This window comes from Burkholderia perseverans (assembly GCF_022870505.1).
Taxonomy (GTDB): domain Bacteria; phylum Pseudomonadota; class Gammaproteobacteria; order Burkholderiales; family Burkholderiaceae; genus Burkholderia; species Burkholderia plantarii.
Map to the genome: position 1 here is coordinate 2,235,781 of NZ_CP045094.1, position 26,268 is coordinate 2,262,048.

Annotated in this window: 29 protein-coding genes; 10 read left to right on the forward strand and 19 right to left on the reverse strand. The window is 70.3% G+C overall.

The window, feature by feature from the left end; translation table 11 throughout:
- Nucleotides 1–227 precede the first annotated feature (227 nt).
- Nucleotides 228–1,295: an alpha/beta hydrolase family protein gene (locus BpN12_RS24540; protein WP_425306321.1), complete on the reverse strand. Its 1,068-nt coding sequence runs from the start codon at nt 1,293–1,295 to the stop codon at nt 228–230.
- 107 nt (nt 1,296–1,402) lie between these two features.
- Between BpN12_RS24540 and BpN12_RS24545 the strand changes: the two genes are divergently transcribed.
- Nucleotides 1,403–2,326, forward strand: a complete 924-nt coding sequence (locus BpN12_RS24545; protein WP_246794856.1) for a LysR substrate-binding domain-containing protein — start codon at nt 1,403–1,405, stop codon at nt 2,324–2,326.
- 114 nt (nt 2,327–2,440) lie between these two features.
- Here the strand turns inward: BpN12_RS24545 and BpN12_RS24550 are convergent, their stop codons facing one another.
- Genes BpN12_RS24550 through hemA form a run of 4 tightly spaced genes read right to left on the reverse strand, consistent with a single transcriptional unit; the run spans nt 2,441 to nt 6,480 of the window.
- A complete protein-coding gene (locus tag BpN12_RS24550; protein ID WP_246794857.1) occupies nt 2,441–3,595 on the reverse strand; it encodes an MFS transporter in 1,155 nt (384 codons plus the stop codon).
- 45 nt (nt 3,596–3,640) lie between these two features.
- Nucleotides 3,641–4,717: a Gfo/Idh/MocA family oxidoreductase gene (locus BpN12_RS24555; RefSeq protein WP_246794858.1), complete on the reverse strand. Its 1,077-nt coding sequence runs from the start codon at nt 4,715–4,717 to the stop codon at nt 3,641–3,643.
- Between the two features lie 15 nt (nt 4,718–4,732).
- Nucleotides 4,733–5,248, reverse strand: coding sequence for a GNAT family N-acetyltransferase (locus tag BpN12_RS24560; RefSeq protein ID WP_246794859.1), 516 nt, complete (start codon nt 5,246–5,248; stop codon nt 4,733–4,735).
- Complete coding sequence (gene hemA, locus BpN12_RS24565; RefSeq protein WP_246794860.1) at nt 5,245–6,480, reverse strand: 5-aminolevulinate synthase; 1,236 nt, start codon at nt 6,478–6,480, stop codon at nt 5,245–5,247. The genes BpN12_RS24560 and hemA overlap by 4 nt, the downstream gene beginning before the upstream one ends.
- Before the next feature lie 443 nt (nt 6,481–6,923).
- Between hemA and BpN12_RS24570 the strand changes: the two genes are divergently transcribed.
- From BpN12_RS24570 to BpN12_RS24610, 9 genes are all read left to right on the forward strand, one after another.
- Nucleotides 6,924–7,802 carry a helix-turn-helix transcriptional regulator gene (locus BpN12_RS24570; protein ID WP_246794861.1) on the forward strand — a complete coding sequence of 293 codons (879 nt, stop codon included), beginning with the start codon at nt 6,924–6,926 and terminating at the stop codon, nt 7,800–7,802.
- A 277-nt stretch (nt 7,803–8,079) separates the two neighbouring features.
- Nucleotides 8,080–9,333, forward strand: a complete 1,254-nt coding sequence (locus BpN12_RS24575; RefSeq protein ID WP_246794862.1) for an ABC transporter substrate-binding protein — start codon at nt 8,080–8,082, stop codon at nt 9,331–9,333.
- Complete coding sequence (locus BpN12_RS24580; protein WP_246794863.1) at nt 9,330–10,097, forward strand: ABC transporter ATP-binding protein; 768 nt, start codon at nt 9,330–9,332, stop codon at nt 10,095–10,097. Before BpN12_RS24575 ends, BpN12_RS24580 begins: the two co-directional genes overlap by 4 nt.
- A gap of 1 nt (nt 10,098) precedes the next feature.
- Entirely contained in the window at nt 10,099–11,049 is a 951-nt protein-coding gene (locus BpN12_RS24585) for a branched-chain amino acid ABC transporter permease (RefSeq protein ID WP_246794864.1), read from the forward strand.
- A complete protein-coding gene (locus tag BpN12_RS24590; RefSeq protein WP_246794865.1) occupies nt 11,046–12,080 on the forward strand; it encodes a branched-chain amino acid ABC transporter permease in 1,035 nt (344 codons plus the stop codon). The genes BpN12_RS24585 and BpN12_RS24590 overlap by 4 nt, the downstream gene beginning before the upstream one ends.
- Nucleotides 12,081–12,136: 56 nt before the next feature.
- Nucleotides 12,137–12,499: a FixH family protein gene (locus BpN12_RS24595; RefSeq protein WP_246794866.1), complete on the forward strand. Its 363-nt coding sequence runs from the start codon at nt 12,137–12,139 to the stop codon at nt 12,497–12,499.
- Nucleotides 12,500–12,749: 250 nt separating this feature from the next.
- A complete protein-coding gene (locus BpN12_RS24600; protein ID WP_246794867.1) occupies nt 12,750–13,985 on the forward strand; it encodes an MFS transporter in 1,236 nt (411 codons plus the stop codon).
- A complete protein-coding gene (locus tag BpN12_RS24605; RefSeq protein WP_246794868.1) occupies nt 13,982–14,206 on the forward strand; it encodes a hypothetical protein in 225 nt (74 codons plus the stop codon). The genes BpN12_RS24600 and BpN12_RS24605 overlap by 4 nt, the downstream gene beginning before the upstream one ends.
- Nucleotides 14,207–14,217: 11 nt before the next feature.
- Nucleotides 14,218–14,901 carry a GNAT family N-acetyltransferase gene (locus BpN12_RS24610; RefSeq protein ID WP_246794869.1) on the forward strand — a complete coding sequence of 228 codons (684 nt, stop codon included), beginning with the start codon at nt 14,218–14,220 and terminating at the stop codon, nt 14,899–14,901.
- Here the strand turns inward: BpN12_RS24610 and BpN12_RS24615 are convergent.
- From BpN12_RS24615 to BpN12_RS24680, 14 genes are all read right to left on the reverse strand, one after another.
- Entirely contained in the window at nt 14,868–15,644 is a 777-nt protein-coding gene (locus BpN12_RS24615; RefSeq protein ID WP_246794870.1) for a ferredoxin--NADP reductase, read from the reverse strand. The genes BpN12_RS24610 and BpN12_RS24615 overlap by 34 nt on opposite strands.
- 49 nt (nt 15,645–15,693) lie before the next feature.
- Nucleotides 15,694–16,644 carry a formyltetrahydrofolate deformylase gene (locus tag BpN12_RS24620; protein WP_246797983.1) on the reverse strand — a complete coding sequence of 317 codons (951 nt, stop codon included), beginning with the start codon at nt 16,642–16,644 and terminating at the stop codon, nt 15,694–15,696.
- A 71-nt stretch (nt 16,645–16,715) separates the two neighbouring features.
- Nucleotides 16,716–17,519 carry a Rossmann-fold NAD(P)-binding domain-containing protein gene (locus BpN12_RS24625; protein WP_246794871.1) on the reverse strand — a complete coding sequence of 268 codons (804 nt, stop codon included), beginning with the start codon at nt 17,517–17,519 and terminating at the stop codon, nt 16,716–16,718.
- A complete protein-coding gene (locus BpN12_RS24630; RefSeq protein WP_246794872.1) occupies nt 17,516–17,809 on the reverse strand; it encodes an acyl carrier protein in 294 nt (97 codons plus the stop codon). Before BpN12_RS24630 ends, BpN12_RS24625 begins: the two co-directional genes overlap by 4 nt.
- Nucleotides 17,810–17,853: 44 nt before the next feature.
- Nucleotides 17,854–18,375: a 3-hydroxyacyl-ACP dehydratase FabZ family protein gene (locus BpN12_RS24635; protein ID WP_246794873.1), complete on the reverse strand. Its 522-nt coding sequence runs from the start codon at nt 18,373–18,375 to the stop codon at nt 17,854–17,856.
- Nucleotides 18,372–18,818 carry an acyl-CoA thioesterase gene (locus tag BpN12_RS24640; protein WP_246794874.1) on the reverse strand — a complete coding sequence of 149 codons (447 nt, stop codon included), beginning with the start codon at nt 18,816–18,818 and terminating at the stop codon, nt 18,372–18,374. Before BpN12_RS24640 ends, BpN12_RS24635 begins: the two co-directional genes overlap by 4 nt.
- Before the next feature lie 110 nt (nt 18,819–18,928).
- On the reverse strand, nt 18,929–19,669 hold the full coding sequence (locus BpN12_RS24645) for an SDR family NAD(P)-dependent oxidoreductase (RefSeq protein ID WP_246794875.1): 741 nt from the start codon (nt 19,667–19,669) through the stop codon (nt 18,929–18,931).
- The gene (locus tag BpN12_RS24650) at nt 19,666–20,838 is read right to left on the reverse strand and encodes an acyl-CoA dehydrogenase family protein (RefSeq protein WP_246794876.1); all 1,173 of its coding nucleotides are present in this window, start codon (nt 20,836–20,838) and stop codon (nt 19,666–19,668) included. Before BpN12_RS24650 ends, BpN12_RS24645 begins: the two co-directional genes overlap by 4 nt.
- Nucleotides 20,839–20,869: 31 nt before the next feature.
- Entirely contained in the window at nt 20,870–21,787 is a 918-nt protein-coding gene (locus tag BpN12_RS24655; protein ID WP_246794877.1) for a diiron oxygenase, read from the reverse strand.
- Nucleotides 21,788–21,889: 102 nt separating this feature from the next.
- The gene (locus BpN12_RS24660) at nt 21,890–22,606 is read right to left on the reverse strand and encodes an iron-containing redox enzyme family protein (RefSeq protein ID WP_246794878.1); all 717 of its coding nucleotides are present in this window, start codon (nt 22,604–22,606) and stop codon (nt 21,890–21,892) included.
- Between the two features lie 6 nt (nt 22,607–22,612).
- Complete coding sequence (locus BpN12_RS24665) at nt 22,613–23,737, reverse strand: alpha/beta fold hydrolase (RefSeq protein WP_246794879.1); 1,125 nt, start codon at nt 23,735–23,737, stop codon at nt 22,613–22,615.
- Entirely contained in the window at nt 23,734–24,696 is a 963-nt protein-coding gene (locus tag BpN12_RS24670) for a beta-ketoacyl synthase N-terminal-like domain-containing protein (protein WP_246794880.1), read from the reverse strand. Before BpN12_RS24670 ends, BpN12_RS24665 begins: the two co-directional genes overlap by 4 nt.
- Nucleotides 24,693–25,955 (reverse strand): beta-ketoacyl synthase N-terminal-like domain-containing protein, encoded by a 1,263-nt coding sequence (locus BpN12_RS24675; protein ID WP_246794882.1) that lies wholly within the window; start codon nt 25,953–25,955, stop codon nt 24,693–24,695. The genes BpN12_RS24670 and BpN12_RS24675 overlap by 4 nt, the downstream gene beginning before the upstream one ends.
- Nucleotides 25,952–26,254 (reverse strand): acyl carrier protein, encoded by a 303-nt coding sequence (locus BpN12_RS24680; protein WP_246794883.1) that lies wholly within the window; start codon nt 26,252–26,254, stop codon nt 25,952–25,954. The genes BpN12_RS24675 and BpN12_RS24680 overlap by 4 nt, the downstream gene beginning before the upstream one ends.
- Nucleotides 26,255–26,268 lie beyond the last annotated feature (14 nt).

A 26,268-nucleotide genomic window follows, 5' to 3' on the forward strand; every position in this document is an offset into this window, starting at 1 on the left:
GGGCTGGTTCGACAACGCCCCAGGGCGCGGCGCCTCGCGATTATTTCCGTTGCCGCGAGGCAGCGCAAGTGGGCGGACGGGATGCCCGGACGGGGCGGAGGTATCACGGCGCCACCGCTCGCACGAATTGAAGGAAACGCGAAGCCGGACCGCCGCCATCGGCACGATCCCGCCTCTCACATCGAACCGCCCGGCACAACCACACCACCCCGAACACCAACGCCCCCCTACAACAACACCACCTCATGCTTGGCCGTGGCCGGCCCGTCCTCGTCGCCCACCCCGGCCGCCTCGCGCTCGGACACGATGCGCCCCGGCACCTCGGCCGCGAGCCGGCCGCACTTGAGCCATTCGAGCACGAGCGGCCAGAGCTTCGCCTCGAAGCGGCTGTGAAAGAACGCGAAATGGCCGATCGCGGTCTCACCGGCCAGCGCCGGCGTCAGCCGCAGATGCGTAACGCGGCTATGCGTGAAATACCGCAGCAGCCGCTCGATCGCCGCGATCGTGCCGAACGGGTCGTCGCTGACGCTGACCGCCAGAATCGGCGCGCGCAGCGCCGCGAAGCGCCGCACCAGCGCGCCGCGCTCGGCGTCGCTGCGCCGGATCGGCGCGTGCCGGTAGGTTTCCTCGAACGCGCCGCGACTGCGGCTCCACGACAGCGCCACGCCGCGCGGCGTGTCCTCCATCCAGCCGAGCCGGCGCGCCGGGAAATAGCCGCACAGCGCGGTCAGCAGCGGCATCACCACATGCCATTTCCAGAGCATCGACACCATGCTGCGCGGCGCGTAATCGCGCCAGTGCGCATACTGCGCGCCCATCGTGAAGACGCGGCGCACCAGATGGTTCGACGGCGCGAGCCCGAGCGCGAAGCCGCCGATGCTGTGCGCCACCACGTCGATCGGCTGGTCCGGAAACGCGGCCGCCACGTAGCCGAGCACCGCCTCGGTATCGCGCTCGCCCCAGTCGAGCCAGCTCGCGTCGAGCTGGTGCAGCGCGCGCGGGCGCGATTCGCCGATGCCGCGATAGTCGTACACCACGGCGTCGCAATCGTGGCTGAACAGCCAGGCCGCGAAACGAAAGTAGTAGCGGCAGCGCACCGAGGTGGCCGCGTTGACGATCACCACCGGGCGCGGCGCGATCGGGTCCGGCGCCGCCGCATGGCGCCAGACGAAACCGTGGATCGGATAACCGTCGGCGGCGGTGATGGTGACCGCTTCGGGGCCTGCAGGGGAGGTATCCATGTCGTGCATATGTCCAATCGGGGCGGTTGTTTCCATCACATGCACCTGGTGCATGTCGAGCCTATTCCGATCAATCGGGGCAGGCTTCCTGACCGTTATTGCACTTGACCACCCCGGATAACTCAATCAATCTTCTCGCATCACTCGGATGAGGCACACGCATGACAGCCCAGCTCATCAAACTCCCTTCGCTCGATTTGATGCGCGGCTACGTGGCCGTCGGCCGCCGCATGAGCATCACGCTCGCCGCCCAGGATCTGTGTCTCACGCAATCGGCCGTGAGCCGGCAGGTCAACGCGCTGGAGGAAGCGCTCGGGATCCGCCTGTTCCATCGCGGCTATCGTTCGATCTCGTTTACGCCCGAGGGCGAGCGGCTGTTTCGCGCAGCCGACGGCGCGGTGCGCCAGCTGCAGGACACCATCGAGGCGCTGACCCATCCGAAGGTGCGCCAGCCCGTGACGATCACGGCCAGCATCGGCGTGGCGAGCCTGTGGCTGCTGCCGCGGCTCGGCGAGCTGCAGCGCATCCACCCCGGCGTCGATCTGCGCGTGGCGGCCACCGACAAGCTGCTCGACCTGCGCGCCGAGGGCATCGACCTGGCGATCCGCTACGCGGCGGCCGATCATGCGCCGGCCACCTCGGTGCGGCTGTTCGACGAGACCATCGTGCCGGTCGCGCCGCCCTCGCTCGGCGTCACGACGCTCGACGCCGACACGCTGGCGCGCCACGTGCTGCTCGAATTCGACGGCGCGCGCCGCCCGCTGCTGCAATGGGCCGACCACCTCGGCGCGCTCGGCCTCGACACCGCGCATGCGCGCGGCATGCTGCGCTTCAACCAGTACGACCAGGTGATCCAGGCCGCGCTGTCCGGGCGCGGCATCGCGCTCGGCCGTATCGCGCTGGTCGAGCCGCTGCTCGCCGACGGCCGGCTGGTGGCGATCGGCGACGCCGCCGCGCCGCGCGCGAGCGGTCACGCCTACTGGCTCCATCAGGCCGAGCTGGCGCCGCGCGAGGACGTGCGCGCGGTGATCGACTGGATTCTCGCGGCGACGCGTCCGGGTGGGGAGATGGATTTGGGCGGTTGAAACCCGAGCGGAAGTCGTGCCCCGCAGCTGGATGATGGATCAACGGGCAAAGCCGCAACCGCGTGGCAGATCCACGACGGCAAACCCGGCGAATCGCGGGCTCGCGCATCGAGGCTACGACGCCGTGCGGCGCCGCCGCATGGCCATCTGCTTGAACAGATGCGCGAGCAGCGCCACACCGGACACGGCCGCCGCGTCATAAGGCAAGGCGGCCGGATTGGCGCCGAGCGTGATCAGCACGCCGCCGAGCACGGTTCCGGCCGCGCTGCCGAGATAGTTGCAGGAACTGTTGACCGCCACCGCCACGGCGCCGTGTTGCGGTTGCAGTTCAAGCAACATGTGCTGCTGCGGTGCAAGTGACGACCAGCCCGCCGCGCCCCAGATCAGGAACGGCACGAAGGCCAGCGCGCCCCAAGCTGCCAGCGTCGGGATGCTGGCCAAGGCCAGCGTCAGCAGCGCGAGGATGATCGCGAGCAGGCATGCCGGGCGGCGCGTTCCATCGATGAGCGGGCCGATGCAGAAGCTGCCGACGAGTCCGCCCAGGCCCCAGAACCAGAGAAACGGCGTGATGTGGGTCGTCCCTGTCAGCGCCGCGAGCATCGGCGAGACATAGGTGTAGAGGCCGAGGCTCGCGACGGCGGTCAGGAACGAAATGCCCGCGATGGCGGCGACCCGTCGATGCGTGAGCATGGCGAGCCGCTCGGCAAGCGACGGCGGCGGTGCCACCGGCAGGTTCGGCAGCTTGCGCAACACGCCCAGCAGCGCGATCAGGCCGACCCCGGTCACCAGCCAGAGCGTGGCGCGCCATCCCGCCTGCGCGCTGATCCACAAGCCGATCGGAACGCCCACCACGGTGCCGGTACTCATCCCGCCCAGCGTCAGACCGAGCGCGCGGCCCTTGCGCTCCGGCGGCACCAGCGCGGCGGCCGCGGCCACCGCCACGGGCGAAAAAAGCCCCGCGCCGAGCCCGGCCACCGCGCGTGCCGCGAGCAGCATCGCGAAGCTGCTTGATAACGCGCTCGCGGCATTGGCGGCCGCGAAGATGGCCAGCGCCGTCACCAGCACGCGGCGCACCGGCTTGCCCGCCAGCAGCGTCGCGAACATCGGCGCGGCGGCGGCGTAACAGAACGTGAAGACGCTGACGGCCTGTCCCGCTTCGGCGGCGTCGATGCCAAAGGCGCTGGTGATGCCGGGCAGCAACCCGGCGACGACATAGGCGTCGAGGCCCAGCGCGAACATGCCGGCGGCGAGGATGAAGATGGCGCTCATTGGTCGATACGCTCCGGGCTGTGGCTTCGTTGTTGTGCCATGCGCCTAGCCGAGGCGCTCCAGATCCCCATCGCTGGCGACTATCGGACGAGCCGCCGTGAGGACGTATTTCACTGGTCCGGTGGTGCGCGCGGTGTGCTCGATCTGGTTCAACAGCACTTGAATTGCCACGGCAGACGACAGATCGGCAAAAGCTTGCCGCGGGCAGATGCCATGTCCCGCAAAACCGAGCACGTCGAGCACCAACCTCCGCAGCTTCTGGATGGTCAGCAAACTTGGTGGCGAATCGGGAAACGACGTCGTGAACGCCGCGAGGACGCGATCCTCCGCGTGCGTGCGTTCCCAGATTCGAAGATGATCGATATCCCAACTCGGCGTATCGAAGATCAGTTGCGCATATATCAACTTTCCGTCCGGCGAACCCAGGGCAAAATCGAGCGTGCGCTGTCGCGTGATGTTGACGAAGCTGCTGTAACCGCTGACGACCGAAGTGCCCAGCCTCGCGACAATGGCAACGCTATCGAGCACCGCGTCACCTGACACCGAAAAATTCGACGTCGTGCCTATCGCATCTTCAAGAACGAGCTGTTTTTCCGGCGCCGCAATCCAGTTCACCAGGTCCAGTGCGTGGATGATTTCGCTCGGCACACCGCACGTCGGCCGATGATCGTGAATTCGGTCCTTGCCCCAGATGAAATGACTACGGATCAGCGAGAGACGATGATCGTGGACGTACTGCTTCAGAAATTGCGCTGCCTCGGAATAGCGTTCCACCAGATTCAGGCAAAAGCCCGATACACGATCGAGCGCGCGAGTGGTGCTCGAGAGATCGTCGCCCGAATTCGCCAGTGGCTTCTCGCATATGACAAAGCCAGGGTAGCCGGCCAGTTGCGCCAGCACACCCGCATGCTCGCCATCCGTCACGGCGACGACTACGATTTCAGGACGCCATTGCGCCAACGCCGACGGCACGTCGGAAAAATAAGGAATATCGCGTTTTCCCGCGCGTCGTCCGACGTATGCCGGACGCAACCCTCCCTCGATAGTCAGACTGTCGACGGAGAGAAATGCATTGAGAAAGCGCGTGCCTGCGTAGCCGAGTCCAATGATGAGTAGGTTCATGGATGACGCAGCGCCCTAGTTCGATGATCGAATCAGCAAATCTTCGCCGGACGGCTCGAACCCAAGCTGTCGATACAGGCCAAGCGCCGCCGGTGTTGTCTGCAATGCGACTCGATGGACGTGTCGTCTGGCAAACCAGCAAAGCAGATATTCCATGGTTTGCCGTGCCAACCCACGCTGCCGCAATTCGCGCGCCACCACCACCGACTGCACCCAGCCGAAGCGGCCATTCAGGCTTCCGATCACGGGAGCACGGTCATCGATGATTCCGGTTGCGCATGCCACGACCCGGCGCCCCGGATCACGCGTCACGGCCACGCGTATGTGGGGAGAACGCAATTGAAGATGATGTTCCAGCCACGCGCGATAGCTTGTCTGCCAAGCCTGATCCGCATCGATTGAGGTTGCGGCATAGTGAGTGCTGCCTTGGCTCAGCAAGACTTTACGGAGGCTCACCAAGGCGTCGATATCGGCTAGCTCAGCCGATGTGGTGTTGAACGAACTGGCGACAGGAAAGCTTTGGGTACTCATGACGCCACCTCGCCCGGAACGATCTCGGACGCAAATGGAATCGCGAACGACTCGAACACTTCGTGTAAAGCATCGGCCAGATGAAGAATCTGCTGCCTTGAGTGGTTCGGCGTGACATTGACTCTAAAGCGTTCGGTTGCGACAGGAACAGTGGGGGAATTGATAGCCTGCAGATAGATGTCATGCCGGTCGAGCAGGCGATGCGCCGCAGCCCGACACTTCACGGCATCCCCCACGAGGACTGGCAGGATATGAGTGTCGCTACACGCCATGACCGGAATATCGCGGCTCTGCAACGCTCTCCGCAATTCTGTTGTTTTCAGGTGAAGTTGGCCGCGCTCGAAGTCGGAGACTTTGAGATGCTCGATACTCGCCAGGCAAGCAGCCACGATGGCGGGTGGCAGCGATGTCGTAAAGATGAAACCGGAAGCGAATGACCGGACGGCATCGACGAGACAGGACGACCCAGCGACGTAGCCACCAATCACGCCGACGGCTTTCGCCATCGTCCCCTGCACGATGTCGATCTGATCCGCGATTCCGAGCGACGCGGCGATCCCCGCGCCCCGCGGCCCGTACATACCAATCGCATGGACTTCATCGAGAAACGTCAGTGCGTTGTATCGCTTTGCGAGCGCCACGATCGATTCAACCGGTGCGATATCGCCGTCCATCGAGTACACCGATTCGAACACGATGATCTTGGGACAGCTTGCCGACTCGGCAGCCAGAAGCGATTCGAGGTGTTCAGTGTCGCTGTGGCGGAAGATCTTGCGCCTGGCTGTCGCGTTGCGAATGCCGTTAATAATTGACGCATGATTCCGCTCATCCGAGAACACCACGCAGTTCTCGAAAAGCCGCAGCAAACATTGCAAGGTCGCGTCGTTAGAGCTGTAGCCGGTTGGGAACACGAGCGCAGATTGCTTGCCGTGCCACTGCGCGATCGATGCCTCAAGCCGTAAATAATAGGAGTGGCTGCCGCCGATATTGCGCGACCCGCCGGAACCGCAACCATGGCTGTCGATGGCATCGTGCATTGCCTGCGTGAGCGCCGGATGCTGGGACATGCCCAAGTAATCATTGGAACACCACACGACATCCTCTTTCCGGAGGTTATTTCCCACGTGGGCCAGTGGATAGCGCCCCCTGATTCGGTCGACCGTCTGGAACTCTCGATATTGCCCGCTGCTCTTCAACGATTCAACTTTGCCTTCGGCGGTCGCGGCGTACATGACTGATCCCTTCGTTTTTTAATGCTTCGATTTCGGCATGCGGACATGCCGGACTCAAATGCGTGATATTTTTTATTTTTCAGAAATCTGTTGCTGAAGCGTTATTTTTTATCGAATCAATCTCAGCACTCCATTGAAAATTTTCTACAATCAAAATAATACCGACCACCCAGCCATCCCTCTTCTCAAGAATTGCGTACTTCTGTCAAATTTTTGCCCCTGGCATGGCAGGATAGGCATTGGCATGACGCTGCTTCGTTTTATCGCAACCGCCTTGCATGGCCATACCCACAGGCATAAGATCGCGGGCGGCGCGGCCGTACAGTCCACCCGATCCGCGTGAATGAATAGCCAGATCGTGCCGGCTGGAGCTTGCGTAGCCAATGACTTGCGTGGACGACCTCCTGGAGCATCCGGTCAATTCGACACGGATAATCAAATAGATGCCATCCAGACACATACGCACGGCCGACGACTGCCTGCGTTTAGCCGGTGCGGAATTGATCCGGGCCGCAAACATGGCTTGTGGTATCTCGATCTCGGAGTGGCGCAGCGGCGATGCGTTACTCGAATATCAGACGTTCTCCGAAAATGTATTGAGCATCAGCCTGAGCGGCGGCCGTCAATGCTGCCATGTACAGGACGGCAAACCTGCCCGCCACGGGTTCGACGGTGCCATCTGCCTGTTTCCCGCGGGACGCGCAATTTCGCGATGGTCGATTTCGGCGCCGCTTCACCTGCTGCACATCGATTTCGGCCAATCGAGTCTGCCTGCCAACACGCAGGATTCGCCTGGAAGTATCGCGAGCAATCGCACATTCCGCGAAGTTCTTCAGGATTACTGCCCAATCATCAGCTCCGCTGCGCAAAGCATCGCGCATGCCGACTGGTCCGATCCGGTGCTGTTGCCTGGCATCGACGCGCTGTTGGGCTGGATATTGCTGAACGCCGTGCGCCTCTACGCGACGACAGGCTTCGAAACACGGGATAGTCGGGGCTGCTTCTCGACGGATCAGTCACGGCGCATCGTCGACTATCTCCGAGCCAATGCCACCAGCGCGATCCGGCTTGAAGAGCTGGCCAGGCGTTTTCATCTGAGCCGCTACCACTTCCTGAGAAAGTTCAAGAATACATTCGGGCGCCCGCCGCACGCCTATCTCACCGGCGTGCGCATGGAGCGGGCACACGAGCTACTGCGCACCGACGTCGCGAAAGTATCGGCAGTCGCGCTCGAATGCGGATACAGCCACCACAGCCAGTTCGCGAGCGCGTTCAAGCGCTACTTCGGCTATACGCCCAGCGAGATGAAACGAAGGGAGTGATGGCACCGGATCACGCCGCGCAATCCGTCGAATTCGCTGCCCTGCATAGATCCATCCCTCCAACCCGCCCCGGTCACTGCTTCAACAGATCGGGGGGGCACGTCCAGCACCCCGCGCAAGCCCAAGGTCCAGCTTGCCCCCCATCCCCGCTCTACCAAAGCTGGTAGTTGTCGCCACGCCGACCAGCTAGTGAAATCGTGAACATCTCAACGACGGTCCCGCACGGTGCCGGCATCGTGCCGCGCGCGCCGGGGCCGCTCCCTGGAGGAATGTCACGATGAAGAATACGAAGGTAGCGCTTGCCCTGGCACTCGTCTTCTCGGCGCTCGCCGGCGCCGCGAGCACGGCGGCCGGTGCCGCGGACGCGCAGCGGGTGGTGAGGATCGACGGCTTCGGCGCGGAGTCGGGCGTGCTGCGCCCGTTCGGCGCCAACAGCGAGGCGGCGCTGCGCGCGGCGGCCAAGGAGATCAACGACGCGGGCGGCGTGAAGCTCGGCGACGGCACGCGCGGCAAGATCGAAATCAGCTATCACGACGACAACTGCACGCCCACCGAAGGCGTGGACGTGGTGCGCCGGCTCGCGCAGACCGACGCGCTGATCGCGGTGGGCACCACCTGCTCGCCGGTGGTGCAGGCGGTGTTCGGCTCGCTGCAGAAGAAGGCCGGCGACGCGACCGACTCGGGCCTGCAGTTACCGGTGTTCACCGACGTGGCGATGAAGATCGGCCTGGCCAAGACCTCGGACTGGTCGTTCCGCAACATCCCCGACGAGAACGCGATGTACACCGACGTGTTCAACTGGGTGCGCCGCGAGCATCCGGACGTCCACACGCTCTACGGCGGCGTCGAGCAGAACTTCGTGCATTCGAACCAGACCTGGTATCAGGTGATGAAGCCGCGCGCGCAGGCGGCCGGCTTCGAGGTGCTCGGCGAGACGCGCTGGCTGCTCGACGACACCAACTTCGCCGATCAGGTGCGCGACATCAAGCAGAAGAACGCCGACGTGGTGGTGATCTCGGCGCACCCGTACTCGGCCTGCGGCGTGCTGAAGGAACTGGCGCGCCAGGACGTCCACCCGAAGGTGCTGGTGGGCCTGACCAGCAGCTCGACGCCGGAACTGCTGAAGATCTGCGGCCCGGCCGCCGAGGGCCTGGTGATCCCGACCAGCTTCGCGCCGATCAATGCGCGCGCCGAACGCGCCGCGAAGGAGACGGCCGGCTACGGCGGCTACGCGGACCTGCACAGCATGGCGGCCTACGAGATCCTCTACATGATCAAGACGGCGATCGAGACGCAGGGCGTGCTGGCCAAGCCGGACAGCGTGCAGGCCGATCGCGAGAAGCTGCGCGAGGGCCTGACCGACATCCACACCGCCGACGGCCTGCTCGGCCCGGTGGGCCGCACCGCCGAGCGCGAATCAGTCAAGCCGTTCGTGCTGGTGCAGGCGCACAACAACGTCTGGAAGGTGATCGAGCGGCCCGCCGCGCACAACGAAGTGGCCAGCAATGGCCCGGCCGCGCGCCAGCCGTGACGCAGCCGCTGGTGGAACTGCGCGGCGTGGGCCGGCGCTACGGCGCGCTCGACGCGCTCGCCGGCCTCGACCTGACGATCCATGCCGGCGAGACGCTCGGCCTGATCGGGCCGAACGGTTCGGGCAAGAGCACCACGCTCGGCATCGTGGCGGGCACGCTGCGGCCGAGCGCCGGGTCGATCCGCGTCGACGGCGCCGACGTCACGCGCGAGCCGGCCTGGCGGCGCGTGGCGCACGGCATCGCCTGGACCTGGCAGCAGCCGCGCGTGTTCACGCGCCTCACGGTCGAGGCCAACCTCGCCGCCGAGGGCCGCGAGGCCGCCGACGCCGCGCTCGCGTTCGCCGGGCTCGCGCACCGGCGCCGCGCGCTGGCCGCCACGCTGACGTTCTCGGAGCGGCGCCGCCTCGAACTGGCGCGCGCGCTGACCACCCGGCCGCGCGTGCTGCTGGTCGACGAGCCGGCCTCGGGCCTCGACGAGGCCGAGATCGCCGAGCTGCGCACGCGGCTCGCCGAACTGCGCGCGCGCGGCGTGGCGATCGTGGTGGTCGAGCACCGGATCGGCTTCGTCGCGGCGCTGGCCGAGCGCATCGTGGTGCTCGAGAACGGCCGCGTGCTGACCGAAGGCACGCCCTCGCGCGTGCTGGCCGACCCGGCCGTGCAGCGTGCCTGGCTCGGTGGCTCCGCGCCGTCGGTGCCATCAGTGCCTTCGGTTCCCCCGAACGAAACGAACGCCCCGGGCATCCGCCCGGGCGCGCGGGCCTGAGATGCTCGCGCTGCTGTTCGACGCGCTCGCGCTCGGCGCCGCCTACGCCCTGCTGGCCAGCGGCTTCACGCTGGTGTTCGGGGTGCTCGGGCGCGTCAACCTCGCCTACGGCGCGACGGTGATGTTCGGCCTCTACGTGGCGATCCGCGCCACCGCCGCGCTGCCGCCGGTGGCGGCGTTCCTGGTCGCGCCGCTGGTCGCCGCGGCCGTGACGATCCTCGCGAACCGCTATGTCGACCTGCTCTGCTTCGCGCCGCATCGCGACGGCTCGGGCGTCACCGCGATGGCGGCGAGCTTCGCGGTCTGGATGCAGATCGAGGAAGCCGGCGCGCACCTGCTCAGCGCGCACGCCAACCCGTGGCCCTCGCCGTTCGCGAGCCTGCCTGCCAGCTGGCAGGCGCTGCCGCTGCGCGCCGAGCACGTGGTGGCGCTTGGCTGCGCGGCGCTCGTCACGTTCGGCTGCCGGCGCCTGATCGGCCACACGCGCTTCGGGCTCGCGGTGCGCGCGATCGTCGACGACCGCACCGCCGCGACGCTCTCAGGCGTGGACGTGCGGCGCGTCTCGGCGCGCGTGGTGGTGCTGTCAGCCGCGCTCGGCGCGCTGGCCGGCTGCCTGATCGCCGGCATCCATGGCCAGGTCAGCGCGATGTTCGCGATGTGGGCCACGCTCAAGGGGCTCGCGGCGGCCGTGCTGGGCGGCTTCGGCTCGCTGCCGGGCGCGGTGGCGGGCGGCCTCGCGCTGGGGCTGATCGAGGCGGCCTTGCAGGCACTGTTCGGCGCGCAGGCGCGCGACCTCGGCGGCGACCTGCTGCTGTTCGTGGCGCTATGCGCATGGCCGGGCGGCCTCGCCTCGCTGCTGCCGCTCGCGCGGGTGCGCGGTCGCGGCCAGCGCGCAGGCCGCTCGGACCGCTCGGACCGCGCCGGGCCGGCCGACGGAGCGGCCCGCCCATGACACTGATCACCAATCTCGGCCTGCTGTCGTTCCTCGCGCTATCGGCCTACGTGCTGGCGATCGCCGGCGATTTCTCGTTCGGCCAGCAGGCGCTGTTCGCGATCGGCGCCTACGTGGGCGCGTCGGCCACGGTGCTGGGCGACTGGCCGCTCGGCGCGGCGCTCGCGGTGGCCGCGGCGGCCGGCGCGCTGGCCGGCTGGCTGCTGCGCGCGGCCACGCTGCGGCTGTCGGGGCTGCGCTTCTCGCTGGCGATGCTGGCCGCCGCCGAGACGATCCGCCAGGTGCTGCTGCTGATCCGCGTGCAACGGCCGGGGCCGGACGGCGAGCCGATCGGCCCGGGCGGCGACGAGGGCTTTGCCGGCATCCGCTACGTGTTCGAGCACGGCATGACGCCGGCGCAGGTGGCACTGATCGTCTGGGTCACGCTCGCGCTGGTACTGGTCGCGCTGGCCGGGTTCGAACGCACGCGCCGCGGCCGCGCCTGGCGCATGGTGGGCGAGGATCCGGCGCTGGCCGCCGCGCTCGGCATCGACGCGCGGCGCGCCAAGCTCGCCGCCGCCACGCTGGCGGGCGCCGTCGCCGCGCTCGGCGGCGCGCTCTACGCGCATTGCAGCACCTACATCGAACCCGACAACTTCGACGTGATGATCGGCATCCACGGCCTGTCGTATGCGCTGATCGGCGGCCTCGGCTCGCCGTTCGGGCCACTGCTCGGGGTCGCGCTCGACCTCGGCCTGCTGGAGGGCACGCGCTTCTTCCACGGCTACCGGATGATCGCGTTCGGCGCTCTCGTGGCCGGCGTGCTGGTGGTGCGCCCGCGCGGGCTCATCGACGAGGCGCTGGTGGCGCGGCTCGGCGCGCGCTGGCCGAGGCCGCGGCGCGTGCCGGCCGCGCCGGTGCCGCCCGCTTCGATCCGACCCGTTGCAGGTTCGATCCCGTGTCCGGCTTCACATCCGATTTCACATCCCGCTTCACATTCCGCCACGCAGGCGGCTTCGACCCCCACCCCCATCGATACGGAGAAGGCATGAAATCGTCCCGCCGCGCGCGTGCGCGCCGTCTGCTCGTTACGCTGTTCGAATCAATCATGGCGATTGCACTCGTGATCGCACCGCTGTTCGCGAACGCGGCCACGGCGCCGCCCGCGGCGCGCATCGGCTGCGCGCGTGCCGGCGGCGACGGCGCCTACGACTGCACGATCCGCCTCGCCACGCCCGGCGGCGCGCCGCTGCGTGACGCGCATTTCACTGTGAGCGCCGACATGCCGTCGATGCCGATGGCGCACAACGTGACGCCGGTGGCGGCCGTGCCCGACGCGGCGCCGGGCGTCTACCGCGCCCGCCTCGCGCTCGAAATGCCGGGTGTGTGGCTGGTGCGGCTCGATTTCAGCACGCCGGCCGGGCTCACGATCGCGCGCAAGCTCAGCTTCGACGACGCCGGGGCGCATTGAGCCACGATTGCACCCGCCCCTCATCGTCCACCATGCATGCTGCGCAAGCCACGCGCCGGAGCCCCCCGTCCCGGCCCTCTTTCATGCATCCGGCGAATGCGAAGCGCACCGCGATCTCACTTGATGCGACGCCATGCACTACGCTTAAATGACTGTGCGTTCGCCCGCCCGCCACCGGCGCGGGCCGCACCACGCGCCGCGCTCACGAGGCACGCGCGCGACCTCATCGGCAAGACATCAGGGAGACGTAATGCAGATTCGTTCGGAGGATGCCTGGCGCTATCGCTGGCTGCTGGTGATCGCGGGCGGCGTGGTGATGGGCGGCGCGCTCGGCGTGCGCAGCGTGCAGGGCCTGTTCCTGGTGCCGGTCACGCTCGATCACGGCTGGTCCCGCGAGGCGTTCGGCCTCGCGTTCGCGCTGCAGAACCTGATCTGGGGCATCTCGCAACCGTTCACGGGCATGATCGCCGACCGCTACGGCTCGGCGCGCGTGATCTTCGCGGGCAGCGTGCTCTACGCGCTGGGCCTCGTGGTGATGGCGCTGGCGGGCTCCACCGGCGTCTACACGCTCGGCACCGGCGTGATGGTCGGCATCGCGCTGTCGGGCACCGCGTTCGGCGCCGTGTACGGCGCGCTCTCGCGGCTGTTCCCGCCCGAGCACCGCAGCTGGGCGCTCGGCATCTCGGGCACGATCGGCGGGCTCGGCCAGTTCGTGATGGTACCGCTCGCGCAGGGCGTGATCGATTCGTTCGGCTGGGTGCGCGCGATCTTCGTGCTGGCCGCGGTGATGCTGACCACCGCGCCGCTCGCGGCCTGGCTGCGCGACCGGCCGCTCGAACGCGGCGCCGAGGGCGGCCAGCACCAGACGATCCGCGCCGCGGTCCACGAAGCGCTCACGCATCGCGGCTTCTGGCTGCTCAACATCGGCTTCTTCGCCTGCGGCTTCCAGCTCGCGTTCGTGGCCGCGCACATGCCGGCCTACCTGCTCGACCATGGCATGAGCGCGCGCCAGGCCAGCATCTCGCTGGCCATCATCGCGCTAGCCAACACGGTCGGCACCTTCCTGTGCGGCTATGCGGGCGGCTTCTGGCGCCGCAAGTACCTGCTGGCCGGCATCTACTTCACGCGCGTGATCGCGATGGCGCTGTTCGTGCTGCTGCCGCTCACGCCGGTGAGCCTCTACGTGTTCTCGTTCGTCACCGGCCTGATCTGGCTCGGCACGGTGCCGCTCACGAGCGGCGTGGTCTCGCAGGTGTTCGGCGTGCGCTACATCGCGACGCTGTTCGGCTTCGTGTTCTTCGGCCACCAGCTCGGCAGCTTCTTCGGCGTCTGGATCGGCAGCCTCGTCTACGACGCCGTGCATTCGTACCTGCCGCTCTGGTACGGCTCGATGGCGCTCGGCGTGGTGGCGGGCCTCGTGCATCTGCCGATCAACGACAGCAGCGTGCCGCGCCTCTCGGCGGCGCCGGCCGCGCAGCCGGCATGAACCCGCGCCACGGCACGCACGCGCCACCCGGCGCGCAGCGACGGCGCGCCGGGTGGCCGGTACCGCCGGCCGCGCGCCGCGCCGGCCGCCTCGCGTGGCCGGGCTGGCGCCGCGTGCTGCTGGGGCTGGCCGGACTCGCGCTGCTGGCCGTCACGTTCGCCGCCTGGCTGACGCCGTCCACCATGCTCGCGCTGCTGTCCGGATTCTCGATGTGCGGATGAGGGATTCCATCATGGGTACCTTGCCTCTTGCCAGCGAACGCCTGGCCGGTTTCGCGGCCGGCGCCGACGCACCGCTCACGCGCGCCCCCCGGCAGGCGGCGCGCCCGCTGCGCGCGCCGACCATCTGCGTCGCGCGCGCGGCCAGCTTTCCCGACGACGAGGAATGCGTGCAGGACCTGCTGCTCGACTACGAGAAGGTGTTGATGCGGCTGGGCGTGAAGATGCTGCGGCTCGGCGCCGAGCTGACCTCGCTGCCGGGGCCTTACGCGGCGCCGCACGGGGCCGTGTTCCTGGCCGAGCTGGACGGCCGGCCGGTGGGCTGCGCGGCGCTGGTCGCGCACGACACGCCGGCGCGCCCCGCCGAGATCCGGCGCCTGCACGTGAGCGCCGCGCATGCCGCCTCGGCGCTCGACGCGCTGCTCGCGCGCAGCGTCGCGTTCGCGGCCTCGCTCGGCTGCCAGACGATCCGGCACACGCCGCTGCCCGACGCGATCGAGCATCGCGAGACGTTCGCGCGCCATCGCTTCATGCCGGCCGCCTCGGCCGGTGCTTCCGGCTCCGCCACGGCGCCGGGCGCCGGCGACGTGCCGCCCGGCGTGCTGATGCCGGCCGGCCTGCGCGTCGTGCCGCTCGCGCGCACGATTGCGCCGGCCCTGCACCGTTATTTCTCGACGAACGCGCGCTCGATCACATAGTCGCCCGGCTCGCCCTGATGCGGCGAGACGCGCAGGCCGCGCGCATCGAGCAGCGCGCACAGATCGTTCAACAGCGAGGGGCTGCCGCACAGCATCGCGCGGTCGTGCTCGCGCGACAGCGGCGGCACGCCGAGATCCTCGAACAGCTTGCCGCTCTCGATCAGGTCGGTGATGCGGCCGCGATGGTGGAACGGCTCGCGCGTGACGGTCGGGTAATAGACCAGCTTGTCGCGCAGCATCTCGCCGAGGAACTCGCTGCCGGGCAGCTCCTCGCGGATGAAGTCGGCATAGGCCAGCTCGCTCACGTAGCGCACGCCATGCACCAGCACCACCTGCTCGAAGCGCTCGTACACCTCGGGGTCCTGGATCACGCTCATGAACGGCGCGAGCCCGGTGCCGGAGCCGAACAGGTAGAGCCGCCGGCCCGGCAGCAGGTCGTCGAGCACCAGCGTGCCGACCGGCTTGCGCGACACCAGCAGCTTGTCGCCGGGCTTCAGGTACTGCAGGTGCGAGGTGAGCGGGCCGTTCGGCACCTTGATGCTGAAGAACTCGAGATGGTCGGCATGCGCGGCGCTGGCGATGCTGTAGGCGCGCGTGAGCGGCTTGCCGTCGATCTCGCAGCCGATCATGACGAAGTGGCCGCTGGAGAAGCGCAGCCCGGCGGGCCGCTCGGCGCGGAAGCTGAACAAGGTGTCGTTCCAGTGATGGACGCTGAGGACGGTCTGTTCGGTATAGGCGGACATGGTGGGTTCGAAGGCGGGTTGCGGGAGATCCGGGAAAAGGGGGCGGCGTTCAGCGGAACACGACGGTGCGCGCGCCGTTCATCAGCACGCGGTGCTCGCAGTGCCACTTGAGCGCGCGCGCGAGCACCACGCATTCGATGTCGCGGCCGATCGCGGCCAGCTCGCGCGGGCCGGCCGCATGGTCGACGCGCTCGACGTCCTGCTCGATGATCGGCCCTTCGTCGAGATCGGAGGTCACGTAGTGGGCCGTCGCGCCGATCAGCTTGACGCCGCGCGCGTGCGCCTGGCGGTAAGGCTGGGCGCCCTTGAAGCTGGGCAGGAAGCTGTGGTGGATGTTGATCGCGCGCCCGCGCAGGCTCGCGCACAGCTCGGGCGAGAGGATCTGCATGTAGCGCGCGAGCACCACCAGCTCCACGCGCTCGCGCTCCAGCAGCGCGAGCACGCGCGCTTCCTGGGCCGGCTTGCCGCCCGCGGCCGCGTCGAGCGGCAGGTGATGGAACGCGAGGCCCGAGCGCTCGGCCATCTCGCGCAGGTCCTCGTGGTTCGACACCACGGCGGCGATCTCCACCGGCAGTTGCCCCACGCTCTGGCGGAAGATCAGGTCGTTCAGGCAATGGCCCTCGCGGCTCACCAGGATCGCGGCGCGCGGCCGCCAGCCGGCGTCGTGGACCTCGATCTGCATGTCGTAGTCGCGGCGCAGCGGGTCGAGCAGCCGCGCGATCGCGTCGGGGCCGGTCGCCGTGCCGGGCGCGTCGAGGTGGACGCGCATGAAGAAACGGCCCTGCGCGGCGGCGCCGTCGGCCGTCGCCGGGGCGGGCGCGGCCGACGCGGAAGATGCGGCGCGTGCATCGAAGTCGCTGAACTGCTGCGTGTCGACGATGTTGCAGCCGGCCTCGTAGAGCGCGCGCGAGACGGCATACACCACGCCGCGGCTGTCGGGGCACGACAGCCGCAGCACGAACTCGCGGCCGGCGGCCGGATGGGCCTGGCCGCCGCGCAGGCGGGCCAGCACCTGCGCGGCGTCGTCATGGCGGCGCGCGCGCGAGGAATCGATCAGGGTTTCGTTGAGGGTCACAGGTTGTTCTCCGGAAAGCCGATGCCGATCGGTACCACCATGCCCGCGACCGGCAGGTCGTCGCGGGCGATCCAGGCCGCGAGCGCGTTCGCCACCGCGCCGGCGCCGTTGGGCTTGAAGCGCAGCGCGAACGCCTTCAGGCCGTCGCGCGCGTCGCTCCACGCCGAGGCGTCGGCGGCCTCCTCGGCGGCCGGCTGCAGATGCGCGGCGTTGACCTTCACGCCGAGCCGCAGCATCTCCTTGCCGAGGCTCTTGACGGCCGCGTGGCGCGCACGCACGTCCACCGGCAGCGCGCCGGGCGTGGTGGCGAGGTAATAGCCCATGCTGTCTTCCTGCGTGAGCGCCCAGATCTGCGCGTTGCCGCCGCGGCGCAGCAGCGTCGCGGCCGCCTGCAGCGTGGCGAGGAAATCGCCGAGGCGCGTTTCGAGCCGCCCGGCGAACGCGTCGAAGGCTTCGAAGCTGTCGAACTCGGAGGCAGCCTCGGCCGCCTCGACCGGACCGGCCGCGCCGGGGCCGGCCGACGCGTCGCGCGGCCGGCCGAACACGATCGTGTCGAACGGCCCGTGACTCGCGTCCCACGCGGCCAGGTGCTCGGCGGGATGCGCGGCCGAGACGTTCGTCACGCCGGGGCCGCCGTCCTGGAACGTCACCGCGTCATCGGCGCCGGCCGCCGCGACCGCGACCGCGTCCACGGCCTCACGCCGATGCGCGAGCACCCGCGTGCCGGCCGCCGCGAGCCGCGAGCACAGCGCCTGCTCGATGGCGCCGTGCGCGTCGATCACGAGCGCGCGCGCGCTCATGCGGTGGCCTGCGACCGATGCTCGATCACCAGCGCGGCGAGCCCGCCCACGCTGTTGCCCGAGGCCTCGATCAGCGCGCGGTTCAGCACCGGCAGGCTGACCCGGAAGCGGCCTTCGAGCGCCACCTGCAGGTCCAGCACGTCGAGCGAATCGAGCGCCAGCCCCTCGCCGAGCAGGCGCGTGTCGGCGCCGATCTCGGCCGGGTCCACGCCGGCCACCGATTCGAGCGCGGGCAGCAGTTCGGTCCTGATCACGTCGATGATCTCGTGCTTCGTCGTTACGTCGCTCATGCTTGTCTCCGTCTGGGTTGAGGATCCGGCGGCGCGCCGCGCGGCTACTGCGTGAGGTACAGCGTGACGGTCGCGCTCATGCAGCGCTCGGTGCCGCGCAACACCACCGCCTCGAAATTGGCCACCGCGCCGGCGCGCGGCGCGGCGCTGCCGGCCGGCAGCGTCACGCAGGCTTCGAGCGCCTGTCCGGGCAGCACCGGCTGCAGGAAGCGCGCGTTGCGCACGCCCACCAGGTGGCAGCGCGCCTCGCCGTCGCGGCGGTGGCCGACCAGCAGGTTCGCGGTCTGCGCGACGAACTCCACCAGCAGCACGCCGGGCACGATCGGCGCATCGGGGAAATGGCCGGCGAACCACGGCTCGTCGGGCGCGAAATGCTGGAAGCCGCGAATCGCGAGGCCGTCGGCGGCCACCTGCGCGTGGCGCACGAACAGGAACGGCGCGCGGTGCGCGAGCAGCCGCGTCACCGCGTCGGGGCCGAGCGCGGTGCCGGCGTCCAGCGTGCCGCCGGCGTCACGCGCCGCGAACGCATCGGCGGCGGCCGCCGCCGGGGAGCGGGCGGGCGTCATGCGAACACCCCCGCCGTCTCGCCGGCCGGCAGATGCGGCGCGAGCGCGTCGACCAGTGCCTGCGGGTGCCGCACCGCGCGGCGCGTGGCGCGCTCCACGGCCACCATCTCGATGCTGATGCGCGCGATCGCGTCGGCGCCGCGCGTGACTTCGGTCACCCACACCGAGCGCGAGGCTGTCATGCCGCCGATCCGCGAGCGCAGCGCGAGGCGGTCCTCGAGCCAGGCCGGCGCGTGATAGACGGCCTCGACGCGGCGCACGATGAACAGCAGGCCGTCGGCGGCGAGCCGCGCGAACGAATAGCCGGCCGCATACATCAGCCGGTTGCGCGCGCGCTCGGCCATCTCGATGTAGCGCGCGTGATAGACGATGCCGCCCGCGTCGGTGTCGGCGTAGCCGACGTCGTAGAGCAGCGTGGTGTCGTCGTCGGGATCGGGTTGCATCCTTGGGCTCCGTGAAGAAGTTGCATATCGGATGTGACTTGTCGATTGCGTATTGGTGGCGAGCCGGCCGCGCGTCGGCAACGACGGCCGGGTCCGCGCCGCCGGCGCCCTCAGCGGTTGAAGCCGCCGTCGAGCCGCAGCGTGGTGCCGTGCAGGTAGCCCGGTTCGAGCAGGAACGCCACTGCGCGCGCCACCTCGTCGGCCTGCCCGACGCGGCGCGCCGCGCTGCCGCCGACGATGTGCGCCGTCATCGCCGGCGTGAGCCCGGCGATCATCTCGGTGTCGATGAAGCCGGGCGCCACCGCGTTGGCGGTGAGCCCCTCGGCCGCGTAGCGTCGCGCGAGCCAGTGCGTGAAGCCGATCAGCCCGCCCTTGCTGGCCGCGTAGGCCACCTGCCCTTCCTTGCCCGCCACGCCGCCGAGCGAGGCGAGATTGACCACCGCCGGCGCGCGGCCGCGCAGCAGGTGCGGCAGCGCCGCGCCGGTCACGCGGATCGCGCCGAGCAGGTTGGTGCGCAGCACGTTCAGGTAGCGCTCGGCCTCGAGCGTGACGAACGCGCCGTCGTCGACGATGCCGGCGTTGTTGACGAGCGCGTCGAGCCCGCCGAGGCGCCGCGCGGCCTCCTCGGCCAGCGCGCGCGCCGCGTGCGGGTCGGTCACGTCGGCGCGCAGCACGGCGGCCGTCACGCCGGCCTCGCCCAGCTCGCGTCCGAGCGCATCGGCGGCGGCCGCATCGTGGCGGTACGAGGCCGCCACGCGCCAGCCGGCCGCCGCGAGGCGCCGCACGATCGCGAGACCGATGCCGCGCGTGCCGCCCGTCACCAGCACCGCGCGCCCCGCCGGCGCGCTCATGCGCGACGGCGCGAGACGCTGCCCGCGATCACGATCTTCTGGATCTCCGAGGTGCCCTCGTAGATGCGCAGCGCGCGCGCCTGCCGGAACAGCCCCTCGGGCAGCGAGCCGGCCACCAGCCCGGCCGCGCCGAACAGCTGCACCGCGTCGTCGGCCACGCGCGCGAGGCCGTCGGTGGCGAGCAGCTTGGTGATGCTGGCGTGCGCGGCCACCTCGGCCACCGCGCCGGTGTCGAACTCCCAGGCGGTGCGTGCGACCAGCAGCGCGGTGCTGTCGGCGAACGCCACCATGCTGGCGATCTTGTCGATCGTGAACTGCTGCTGCAGCAGCTTGCCGCCCGCCACCGGGCGCTCGCGCGACCAGTCCAGCGACGCGGCCAGCGCGCGCCGCGCGAAGCCGAGCGCGGCGGCGCCGACGCTGGCGCGATAGATGTTGAGGATCTCCATCGCGTAGCGGAAGCCCATCCCGGCCTTGCCGATCAGCGCGTCGGCGGGCAGCGCGGCCTGCTCGAACGCGAGCGAGGCGAACGCGCGCGGCGCGAGCAGCTCAATGCCGGCGGGCGCCACGCCGGCGGTGGCGGCCGGCACCGACAGGAAGCTCAGGCCGAGGCCGCCCGGGCCTTCGCCGGTGCGCAGCAGCACCGAGTGGTGATCGGCGATGTTGCCGTTCGACACCCAGGTCTTCAGGCCGTCCACCGCATAACCTTGCGCGGTGCGCCCGGCCTCCACCGCCACCGCCGCGAGGTTCGAGCCGGCCTCGGGTTCGGACAGCGCGAGCGAGCCGATCGTGGTGCCGTCGCGCAGCCCCGGCAGCCAGGCCGCGCGCTGCGCCTCGGAGCCGTACCAGGCGATCGGCGCGGCCGCGAGCCCCTGGATCGAGAACGCGAAGTCGACCAGGTCGTCGAGATAGGCGAACGCCTCGCGCACGAGGCACAGCGCGCGCACGTCGGGCCGCTCGCGGCCCGGCGCCGGATCGACGGCATGGCGCAGCCAGCCGTCCTGGCCGAGCAGGCGCGTGTAGAGCCGGCCGCGCTCGGCGGCCTCGAGCCGCTCGTATTCGCGCGGCAGCCACTCGTGGGCCTCGACCCAGGCTTCGAGGTCGGCGGCCAGCCGGCGGTGGGCGTCGTCGTAGAACGGCAGGTTCAGGATCGCCGGATCGAAAATCTTCATGCTGCTCCCGTACAGGAATGGTGGGTGGCGTTCAGGCGAGGCCCGCGATGCCGAGTTCGTCGAACAGGCTGCGCAGCGTCGCGTAATCGCGCGACAGCCGCACGCCCTCGTTGCGCGCGTCGAGGCGCGCCAGGATCCGCTCGCGATGCGGCACCGCCAGGTGCGCGAGGATCGCGTGCCAGGCGGTGGTGTCCGGCGTCGTGAACACGTCGAGCGCGGCGGCGATCTCGGCGGCGAACGCGGCCTGCCCCGGCGCGTCGAGCGCGCGATAGACCGAGCCGACGATCTCGTGGAAGCCGGTGCCGTGGGCGGCCTCGTCGCGCCGGTGCAGGTCGGTGTTGATGCGGTTCAGCGGCTGGATCGACAGGTCGGTGGAGACCTGCGTCAGGTAGGCGTTGATCGACATCTCCGCGACCGAGGCATAGGCGAGCCGCACGATCGCGGCCTCGCGCTCGTCGCGCGCGGCGGCGAGGCGCGCGCGCTGCGCGGTGCCCACCATCGGCTCGGGCACCTCCAGGTCGCCGAGCCGGTGCCGCTCGCGCGCGCAGTGGCAGACTTCCAGGCACATCAGGATGTGGAACTGCTCGTCCACCTGGATCTGCGCGAGCGCCTGCTTGAGCCGCGCGTCGCCGGTGCCGGGCAGGCGCCGCTTGAGCAGCAGGCTGCAGAGCGGCTGCACGATCTCGTCCTCCAGGTACATCGCCTTCTCGTTGTAGGCGACCCAGGCCGCGCCGAGGAAGCGCAGCTTGTCGGCGTGCGGCAGCGGCGCGAAATCCTCGTCGTCCCAGAACGGCACCATCGAGATCGGGAACTCGGGGATCGAGTCGTCGCAGTATTGCGTCAGGTCCAGCCGCGGTTGCCGGACCGCCACGCGGTGGTCCCAGCTCGCGGCGAGCCGTTCCACCACCTTGGCGGTGAAGCTCGCGTCTTGATCGAGTGTCGTGTACATGTTGCTGTCAGTCTCCCGGCGGCTGCGATGCGGCCGGCCGTTGCTCGGTGGGGGGCCGGCCGCGGCGCGAACCGGAGGCGCGCCGCGGCCGGATCGCACGCATCACTGCACCGTTTCGAGCGGTCGCGCGTGCGCGCCGCGCTGCCGCCCGGCGCCGGCCTCGATCGCGTCGAAGAACGCGAGGCGCGCGTCCACCAGCGCCTCGCCCGCGCTCAGCATGGTCTGGATCCGCTCGTCGTCGCGCTGCGCGATCTCCACCAGGATGTCGCGCATGGTCTCGGCGTGGCCGTCGTCGCATTCCACGTGGATGTGGAAGAATGCCAGCGCGCCGGCCGCCACGCCGTGCGCCTCGAAGCCCTTGATGATGTCGGCGTAGACCACCGGCACCAGCGCCTCGGCGCCGAGGCACAGCGCGGCCAGGCCGCGCGCCGGGTCGGGATGGCGGCAGTGGTCGAACATCGTGTCGATCAGCCGGCGCGTGCCGATCAGCGGCCGCGCGCCGTTCAGCGACAGGCCGAAGTGTTCGAGCATGGCGCGATAGACGAGACTGTGCGGCGTCTCGCTGTCATCGGTCAGGCCCAGTTCCTCGCAGAGGTTGCCGGCCAGCTTCTGCACGTCGGCGTTGTCCGGCAGGTTCGCCATCAGCGCGCACAGATAGCGCGTGAAATAGCTGCTGTAGAGCCCCTGCTGCACCAGGAACAGCTTCAGCTCGTCGAGCGGCACGTCGCCCGAGCGGCAGCGCGCGAGAAACGAATGGTCGCGAATGCGGGCCACCAGCCCGGCCTTCGCCTCCTCCAGTACGTCCAGATGCATCTCCATCGCCCATCACTCCTTGCCCAAGTGGCGTTTTCCGCCGGCCTCGCCAGCGTCCTTCAGAAACGCCGCGATCCGCTCATGCAGATCACGGCTCGTATGCACACCGAAATGCCCCGTCGCCTCGACGGTCTGCAGCGCCGCGCCGAGCGCCTGCGCCACCGCGCGCGAGGTGGCCGTGTGGATCACCTCGTCGCTCTCGCCGTGCAGCACCAGCGCGGGCAGCGCGAAGCCGGCCAGCCGCGCGGCCCAGTCGTCGCGCCGGCAGCCGTGCTGCAGGCGCGCGTAGCGCACGATCGAGGCGTCGTCCACGAACGGCAGCGCGTTGAGGATCGCGAGCTGGGCGTCGGGCGTGCCGTCGTCGTCGCGGCGCGCCTGCCCGAGCAGCACGCGCACCAGCGCGGCCTGGCCGTGCGCGCCGCCCGCGATGCGGTCCCAGAGCGGCAGCACGCTGGCCTGGTACGGCGTCTTCTCGGCCACGCCGGGCAGCTCGATCGACGGGCTCAGCAGCACCAGCCGGCCGGTCGTGACGAGGCCCTCGGAAAGCGCCTGCGCGGCGACGTTCGAGCCGGCGCAGTAGGCCACCAGCGCGAATGCGTGCGGCGCGGCCGCGTCGTCTCCTTCATGTCTGTCTGCTTTGTCTTCCTGCGTGCCGTGGCTTGCGCCGAGCGCGGCCAGCACCTCGGCCGCGTCGCGCGCATGACGGGCGAGCGAGAGATCCGCGACCGCGGCCTCGTCGCCGGGCGCCGCCGGCAGCCCGCGCGCCTCCCAGCCGACCACGTGGTAATCCACGGCGAGCCGCGCGACGAGCGGCGCGACGAACGCCACCGACACGCCGAGCGCGTTGAAGACGAGTACGGTGGGCCGGCCGCGTTCGCCGGCCTCGTAGGCCGCGAGCGGCGTGCCGTCGCTGGCCGTGACCGCGTGCGCGCGCAACTTGTCGAGCGCGGCCAGCACCGCGAAGCCGCGCACGGCGGCCGGCAGCCGGCTCGCGAACGGGTTCGGCGCCGCCCGCCGATGGGTCGCCTCGATGAGGTCGATCACCTCGTCGCCAATCTCGCTGCCGTTGAGGTGCGCGTTGTTGTGCTCATTCGCACGTTCTTTGTTCAGGTTCTCGTTGCGGGTCACGTTCGTCACGCGGCCTCCGGATGGTGGGATGAATGGCCGGCGCCGCCCGGCTTGCCGACCAGCACGCAGGTCGCCACCGGGCCGAGCCCCTTGACGACGAGCGCGTGCAGCCCGGGCCGCCAGCTGCCGGCGAGCCCGTCGGCCAGGCCCTCGGCCAGCGCCAGCGGCGCGCCGGCCGCGAGCCGGTCGATCGCACCGGGCAGCCCCGGGGCGACCAGATGCAGTTCAGGTTCGAGGCCGGCGGCGGCGTGCCCGGCCATCGCGCGCGCGGCGGCCACCAGCGGCCGGAAGCCATCGCCGCGCGCGGCCTCGAAGGCGGCGGCGTCGAACAGCCGCTGCGACCAGCCGAGCAACTGCCCCGCGTCGCCCGCTCGCGGCGCGCCGGCCGCGAGCCAGACGAGGCCCGCACCGGCATGGATCGCGGCGGCTTGCGCGAACGGCGCCTGCGCCAGGGCGCGCGCCACGTAGCGCTCGCTCGGCAGGTCGAAGCCGCCCGCGCACATCGCGTCGGCATGGCCCGCCACGATCTGGCGGCCCGCGCCGACGATCGCGTCGAGCCCGGCCTGATAGCCGAGGAAACTGAGGTTCGGGCCCTGCAGCTCGCCGAGCGAGGCGACGATCGCGGCCGTGGCGTTCGGCAGGCCGGTGGCGTACCACGACGGCGTGACGCGCTCGAAGCCATGCTCGTGAACGGCGGTCAGGCACTGCTCGGCCACCTCGATCGAGCCGAACAGCGTGCCGAGGCTCACGCCCGCGCGCGGCGCGGCGAACCGGCGATCGTCGTCGCCGAGCGCGGCGCGCAGCCGTTCGAAGGCGGCCAGCGCGAGGCGCGCCTTCACCGGCAGCGGGCCGACCTTGCGCGAGCGGCGCTCGGCGTGCAGCCAGGGGTCGGCCGGCGTGCCGGGCGCGTCGGGCGCGGCACCGGCGGCGGCCACGATGCGCAGCGCGGCAATCGAAGGGGGCGTCATGCCGGCACCTCCTCGATGTCGCGCAGCGCGGCCGGATCGGTCAGCACCATCACGCAGTTGTTGCCGCCGAAGCCGAACGCGTCCACCAGCACGCTCGCGCCGTCGAGCGGCCAGCCCGCGCCGTCGACGATCGGCGTGTCGCCGAGCGCGGCGTCGCGCGTCTGCAGGTTCGCGGTGGGCGGCAGCTGCCGGTGCCGCAGCGCGAGGCACGCGGCCACCAGCGAGAACGCGCCGGCCGCCGCCTGCGGATGGCCGAGCGTGGACTTGATCGAGGTGACGGGCGGCAGCGCGTCGCTGCCGAACGCGGCCGCGAAGGCGGCGCGCAGCGCGGTGATCTCGGCGATGTCATTGGTCGGCGTGCCGGTGCCGTGCGCGAACACGCCGGCCGGCCGCGTCGGGCGAGCGCCGGGCGCACCGGGCTCGGTCGGCGCGGCCAGCGCCGCGATCAGCGTGCGCGCCACGCCCTCGATGTCGGGCGCGGTGGCATGGGCCGCGTCGCAGCCGGCCGCGCGCGCCGTCACCACCGCGTGGATCGTGGCGCGCCGCGCCAGCGCCGCGTCGAGCCGCTCCAGGCAGACACAGGCCACGCCTTCGGAGAGCACCACGCCCTGCCGGCTCGCGTCGAACGGCCGGCACGGCTCCTGGGTGGCCACGCGCAGGCCGTTGAAGCCGCAGACCGTGTATTCGAGCAGCACGTCCACGCCGCCCGCCACCATCGCGTCGGCCTCGCCGGCCAGCAGCGTGTCGATCGCGAGCGACGGCGCGAGCAGCCCCGACGAGCAGGCCGTGGACAGCACCGCGAGCGGCCCCTGCCAGCACGCGGCGTCGCCGGGCAGCAGCCGGCTGGCGTCGAACTCGGCCACGCCGGCCGCCTCGCCGCCGTGGCGGCCCAGCAGCGCGTTCTCGGCCACCTCGACGCCGGCCGTGGTGGTGCCGAGCACGCAGCCGATCCGCATGCCGGCCTGCCCCTGATGGGCCAGCCCGTGATGGGCCAGCCCCGCATCCTCCAGGCAGCGTTCGACGGCGAAGCGCGCCAGCGCCACGGCGCGGTTCTCGACGCCGCCGCTCGACGCATCGAGCGCGCGCCACTGGGCCTCGGGAATCGCCACGCAGTTGTCGGCCGGATAGGCCGCGAGCGAGCGCTTCGGCCAAGGGCCGCGCAGCTCGGCGCGCCCGACCAGCGCGTCCCACAGTGCGGCGGGCGTCGAGCCGGCCGGCGACATCAGGCCGATGCCGGTAATCGCGATCGGCTGGCTCATGCGGCGGCCTCCCGCTGCGCGGCGGCGACCACGGCATCGGCCAGCGAGGCCAGCGTCAGCCGCGCCAGCGAGCCGGCCGGCAGGTCGATCGCATAGCGCGCCTGGCAGCGCACGATCAGGTCGATCAGCTCGACCGAGGTCAGGCCGGTCTCGACGATCGGCTGTTCCAGCCCGAGCGCGTCGGGCTCGACCTGCAGCATCGCGGCGAGCATCGCGCGCAACGTGGCGAGGGCCTCGGCGCGCGCCTCGGCGAACCGCTCGGGCGACGCCGGGTGCGTGGTGGACGAATGGGCGTTCAAGTCGGAATCCTCGT

Bases quoted from the DNA above. Each gene is read 5' to 3' on its own strand.
- BpN12_RS24675 (WP_246794882.1), bottom strand. From the start codon at position 25,955: ATGAGCCAGCCGATCGCGATTACCGGCATCGGCCTGATGTCGCCGGCC.
- BpN12_RS24575 (WP_246794862.1), top strand. From the start codon at position 8,080: ATGAAGAATACGAAGGTAGCGCTTGCCCTGGCACTCGTCTTCTCGGCG.
- BpN12_RS24655 (WP_246794877.1), bottom strand. From the start codon at position 21,787: ATGTACACGACACTCGATCAAGACGCGAGCTTCACCGCCAAGGTGGTG.
- BpN12_RS24610 (WP_246794869.1), top strand. From the start codon at position 14,218: ATGGGTACCTTGCCTCTTGCCAGCGAACGCCTGGCCGGTTTCGCGGCC.
- BpN12_RS24640 (WP_246794874.1), bottom strand. From the start codon at position 18,818: ATGCAACCCGATCCCGACGACGACACCACGCTGCTCTACGACGTCGGC.
- BpN12_RS24600 (WP_246794867.1), top strand. From the start codon at position 12,750: ATGCAGATTCGTTCGGAGGATGCCTGGCGCTATCGCTGGCTGCTGGTG.
- BpN12_RS24570 (WP_246794861.1), top strand. From the start codon at position 6,924: ATGCCATCCAGACACATACGCACGGCCGACGACTGCCTGCGTTTAGCC.
- BpN12_RS24615 (WP_246794870.1), bottom strand. From the start codon at position 15,644: ATGTCCGCCTATACCGAACAGACCGTCCTCAGCGTCCATCACTGGAAC.
- BpN12_RS24630 (WP_246794872.1), bottom strand. From the start codon at position 17,809: ATGAGCGACGTAACGACGAAGCACGAGATCATCGACGTGATCAGGACC.
- BpN12_RS24650 (WP_246794876.1), bottom strand. From the start codon at position 20,838: ATGAAGATTTTCGATCCGGCGATCCTGAACCTGCCGTTCTACGACGAC.
- BpN12_RS24550 (WP_246794857.1), bottom strand. From the start codon at position 3,595: ATGAGCGCCATCTTCATCCTCGCCGCCGGCATGTTCGCGCTGGGCCTC.
- BpN12_RS24625 (WP_246794871.1), bottom strand. From the start codon at position 17,519: ATGAGCGCGCGCGCGCTCGTGATCGACGCGCACGGCGCCATCGAGCAG.
- BpN12_RS24670 (WP_246794880.1), bottom strand. From the start codon at position 24,696: ATGACGCCCCCTTCGATTGCCGCGCTGCGCATCGTGGCCGCCGCCGGT.
- BpN12_RS24560 (WP_246794859.1), bottom strand. From the start codon at position 5,248: ATGAGTACCCAAAGCTTTCCTGTCGCCAGTTCGTTCAACACCACATCG.
- BpN12_RS24595 (WP_246794866.1), top strand. From the start codon at position 12,137: ATGGCGATTGCACTCGTGATCGCACCGCTGTTCGCGAACGCGGCCACG.
- BpN12_RS24660 (WP_246794878.1), bottom strand. From the start codon at position 22,606: ATGGAGATGCATCTGGACGTACTGGAGGAGGCGAAGGCCGGGCTGGTG.
- BpN12_RS24545 (WP_246794856.1), top strand. From the start codon at position 1,403: ATGACAGCCCAGCTCATCAAACTCCCTTCGCTCGATTTGATGCGCGGC.
- BpN12_RS24645 (WP_246794875.1), bottom strand. From the start codon at position 19,669: ATGAGCGCGCCGGCGGGGCGCGCGGTGCTGGTGACGGGCGGCACGCGC.
- BpN12_RS24555 (WP_246794858.1), bottom strand. From the start codon at position 4,717: ATGAACCTACTCATCATTGGACTCGGCTACGCAGGCACGCGCTTTCTC.
- BpN12_RS24635 (WP_246794873.1), bottom strand. From the start codon at position 18,375: ATGACGCCCGCCCGCTCCCCGGCGGCGGCCGCCGCCGATGCGTTCGCG.
- BpN12_RS24540 (WP_425306321.1), bottom strand. From the start codon at position 1,295: ATGCACCAGGTGCATGTGATGGAAACAACCGCCCCGATTGGACATATG.
- BpN12_RS24585 (WP_246794864.1), top strand. From the start codon at position 10,099: ATGCTCGCGCTGCTGTTCGACGCGCTCGCGCTCGGCGCCGCCTACGCC.
- BpN12_RS24590 (WP_246794865.1), top strand. From the start codon at position 11,046: ATGACACTGATCACCAATCTCGGCCTGCTGTCGTTCCTCGCGCTATCG.
- BpN12_RS24605 (WP_246794868.1), top strand. From the start codon at position 13,982: ATGAACCCGCGCCACGGCACGCACGCGCCACCCGGCGCGCAGCGACGG.
- hemA (WP_246794860.1), bottom strand. From the start codon at position 6,480: ATGTACGCCGCGACCGCCGAAGGCAAAGTTGAATCGTTGAAGAGCAGC.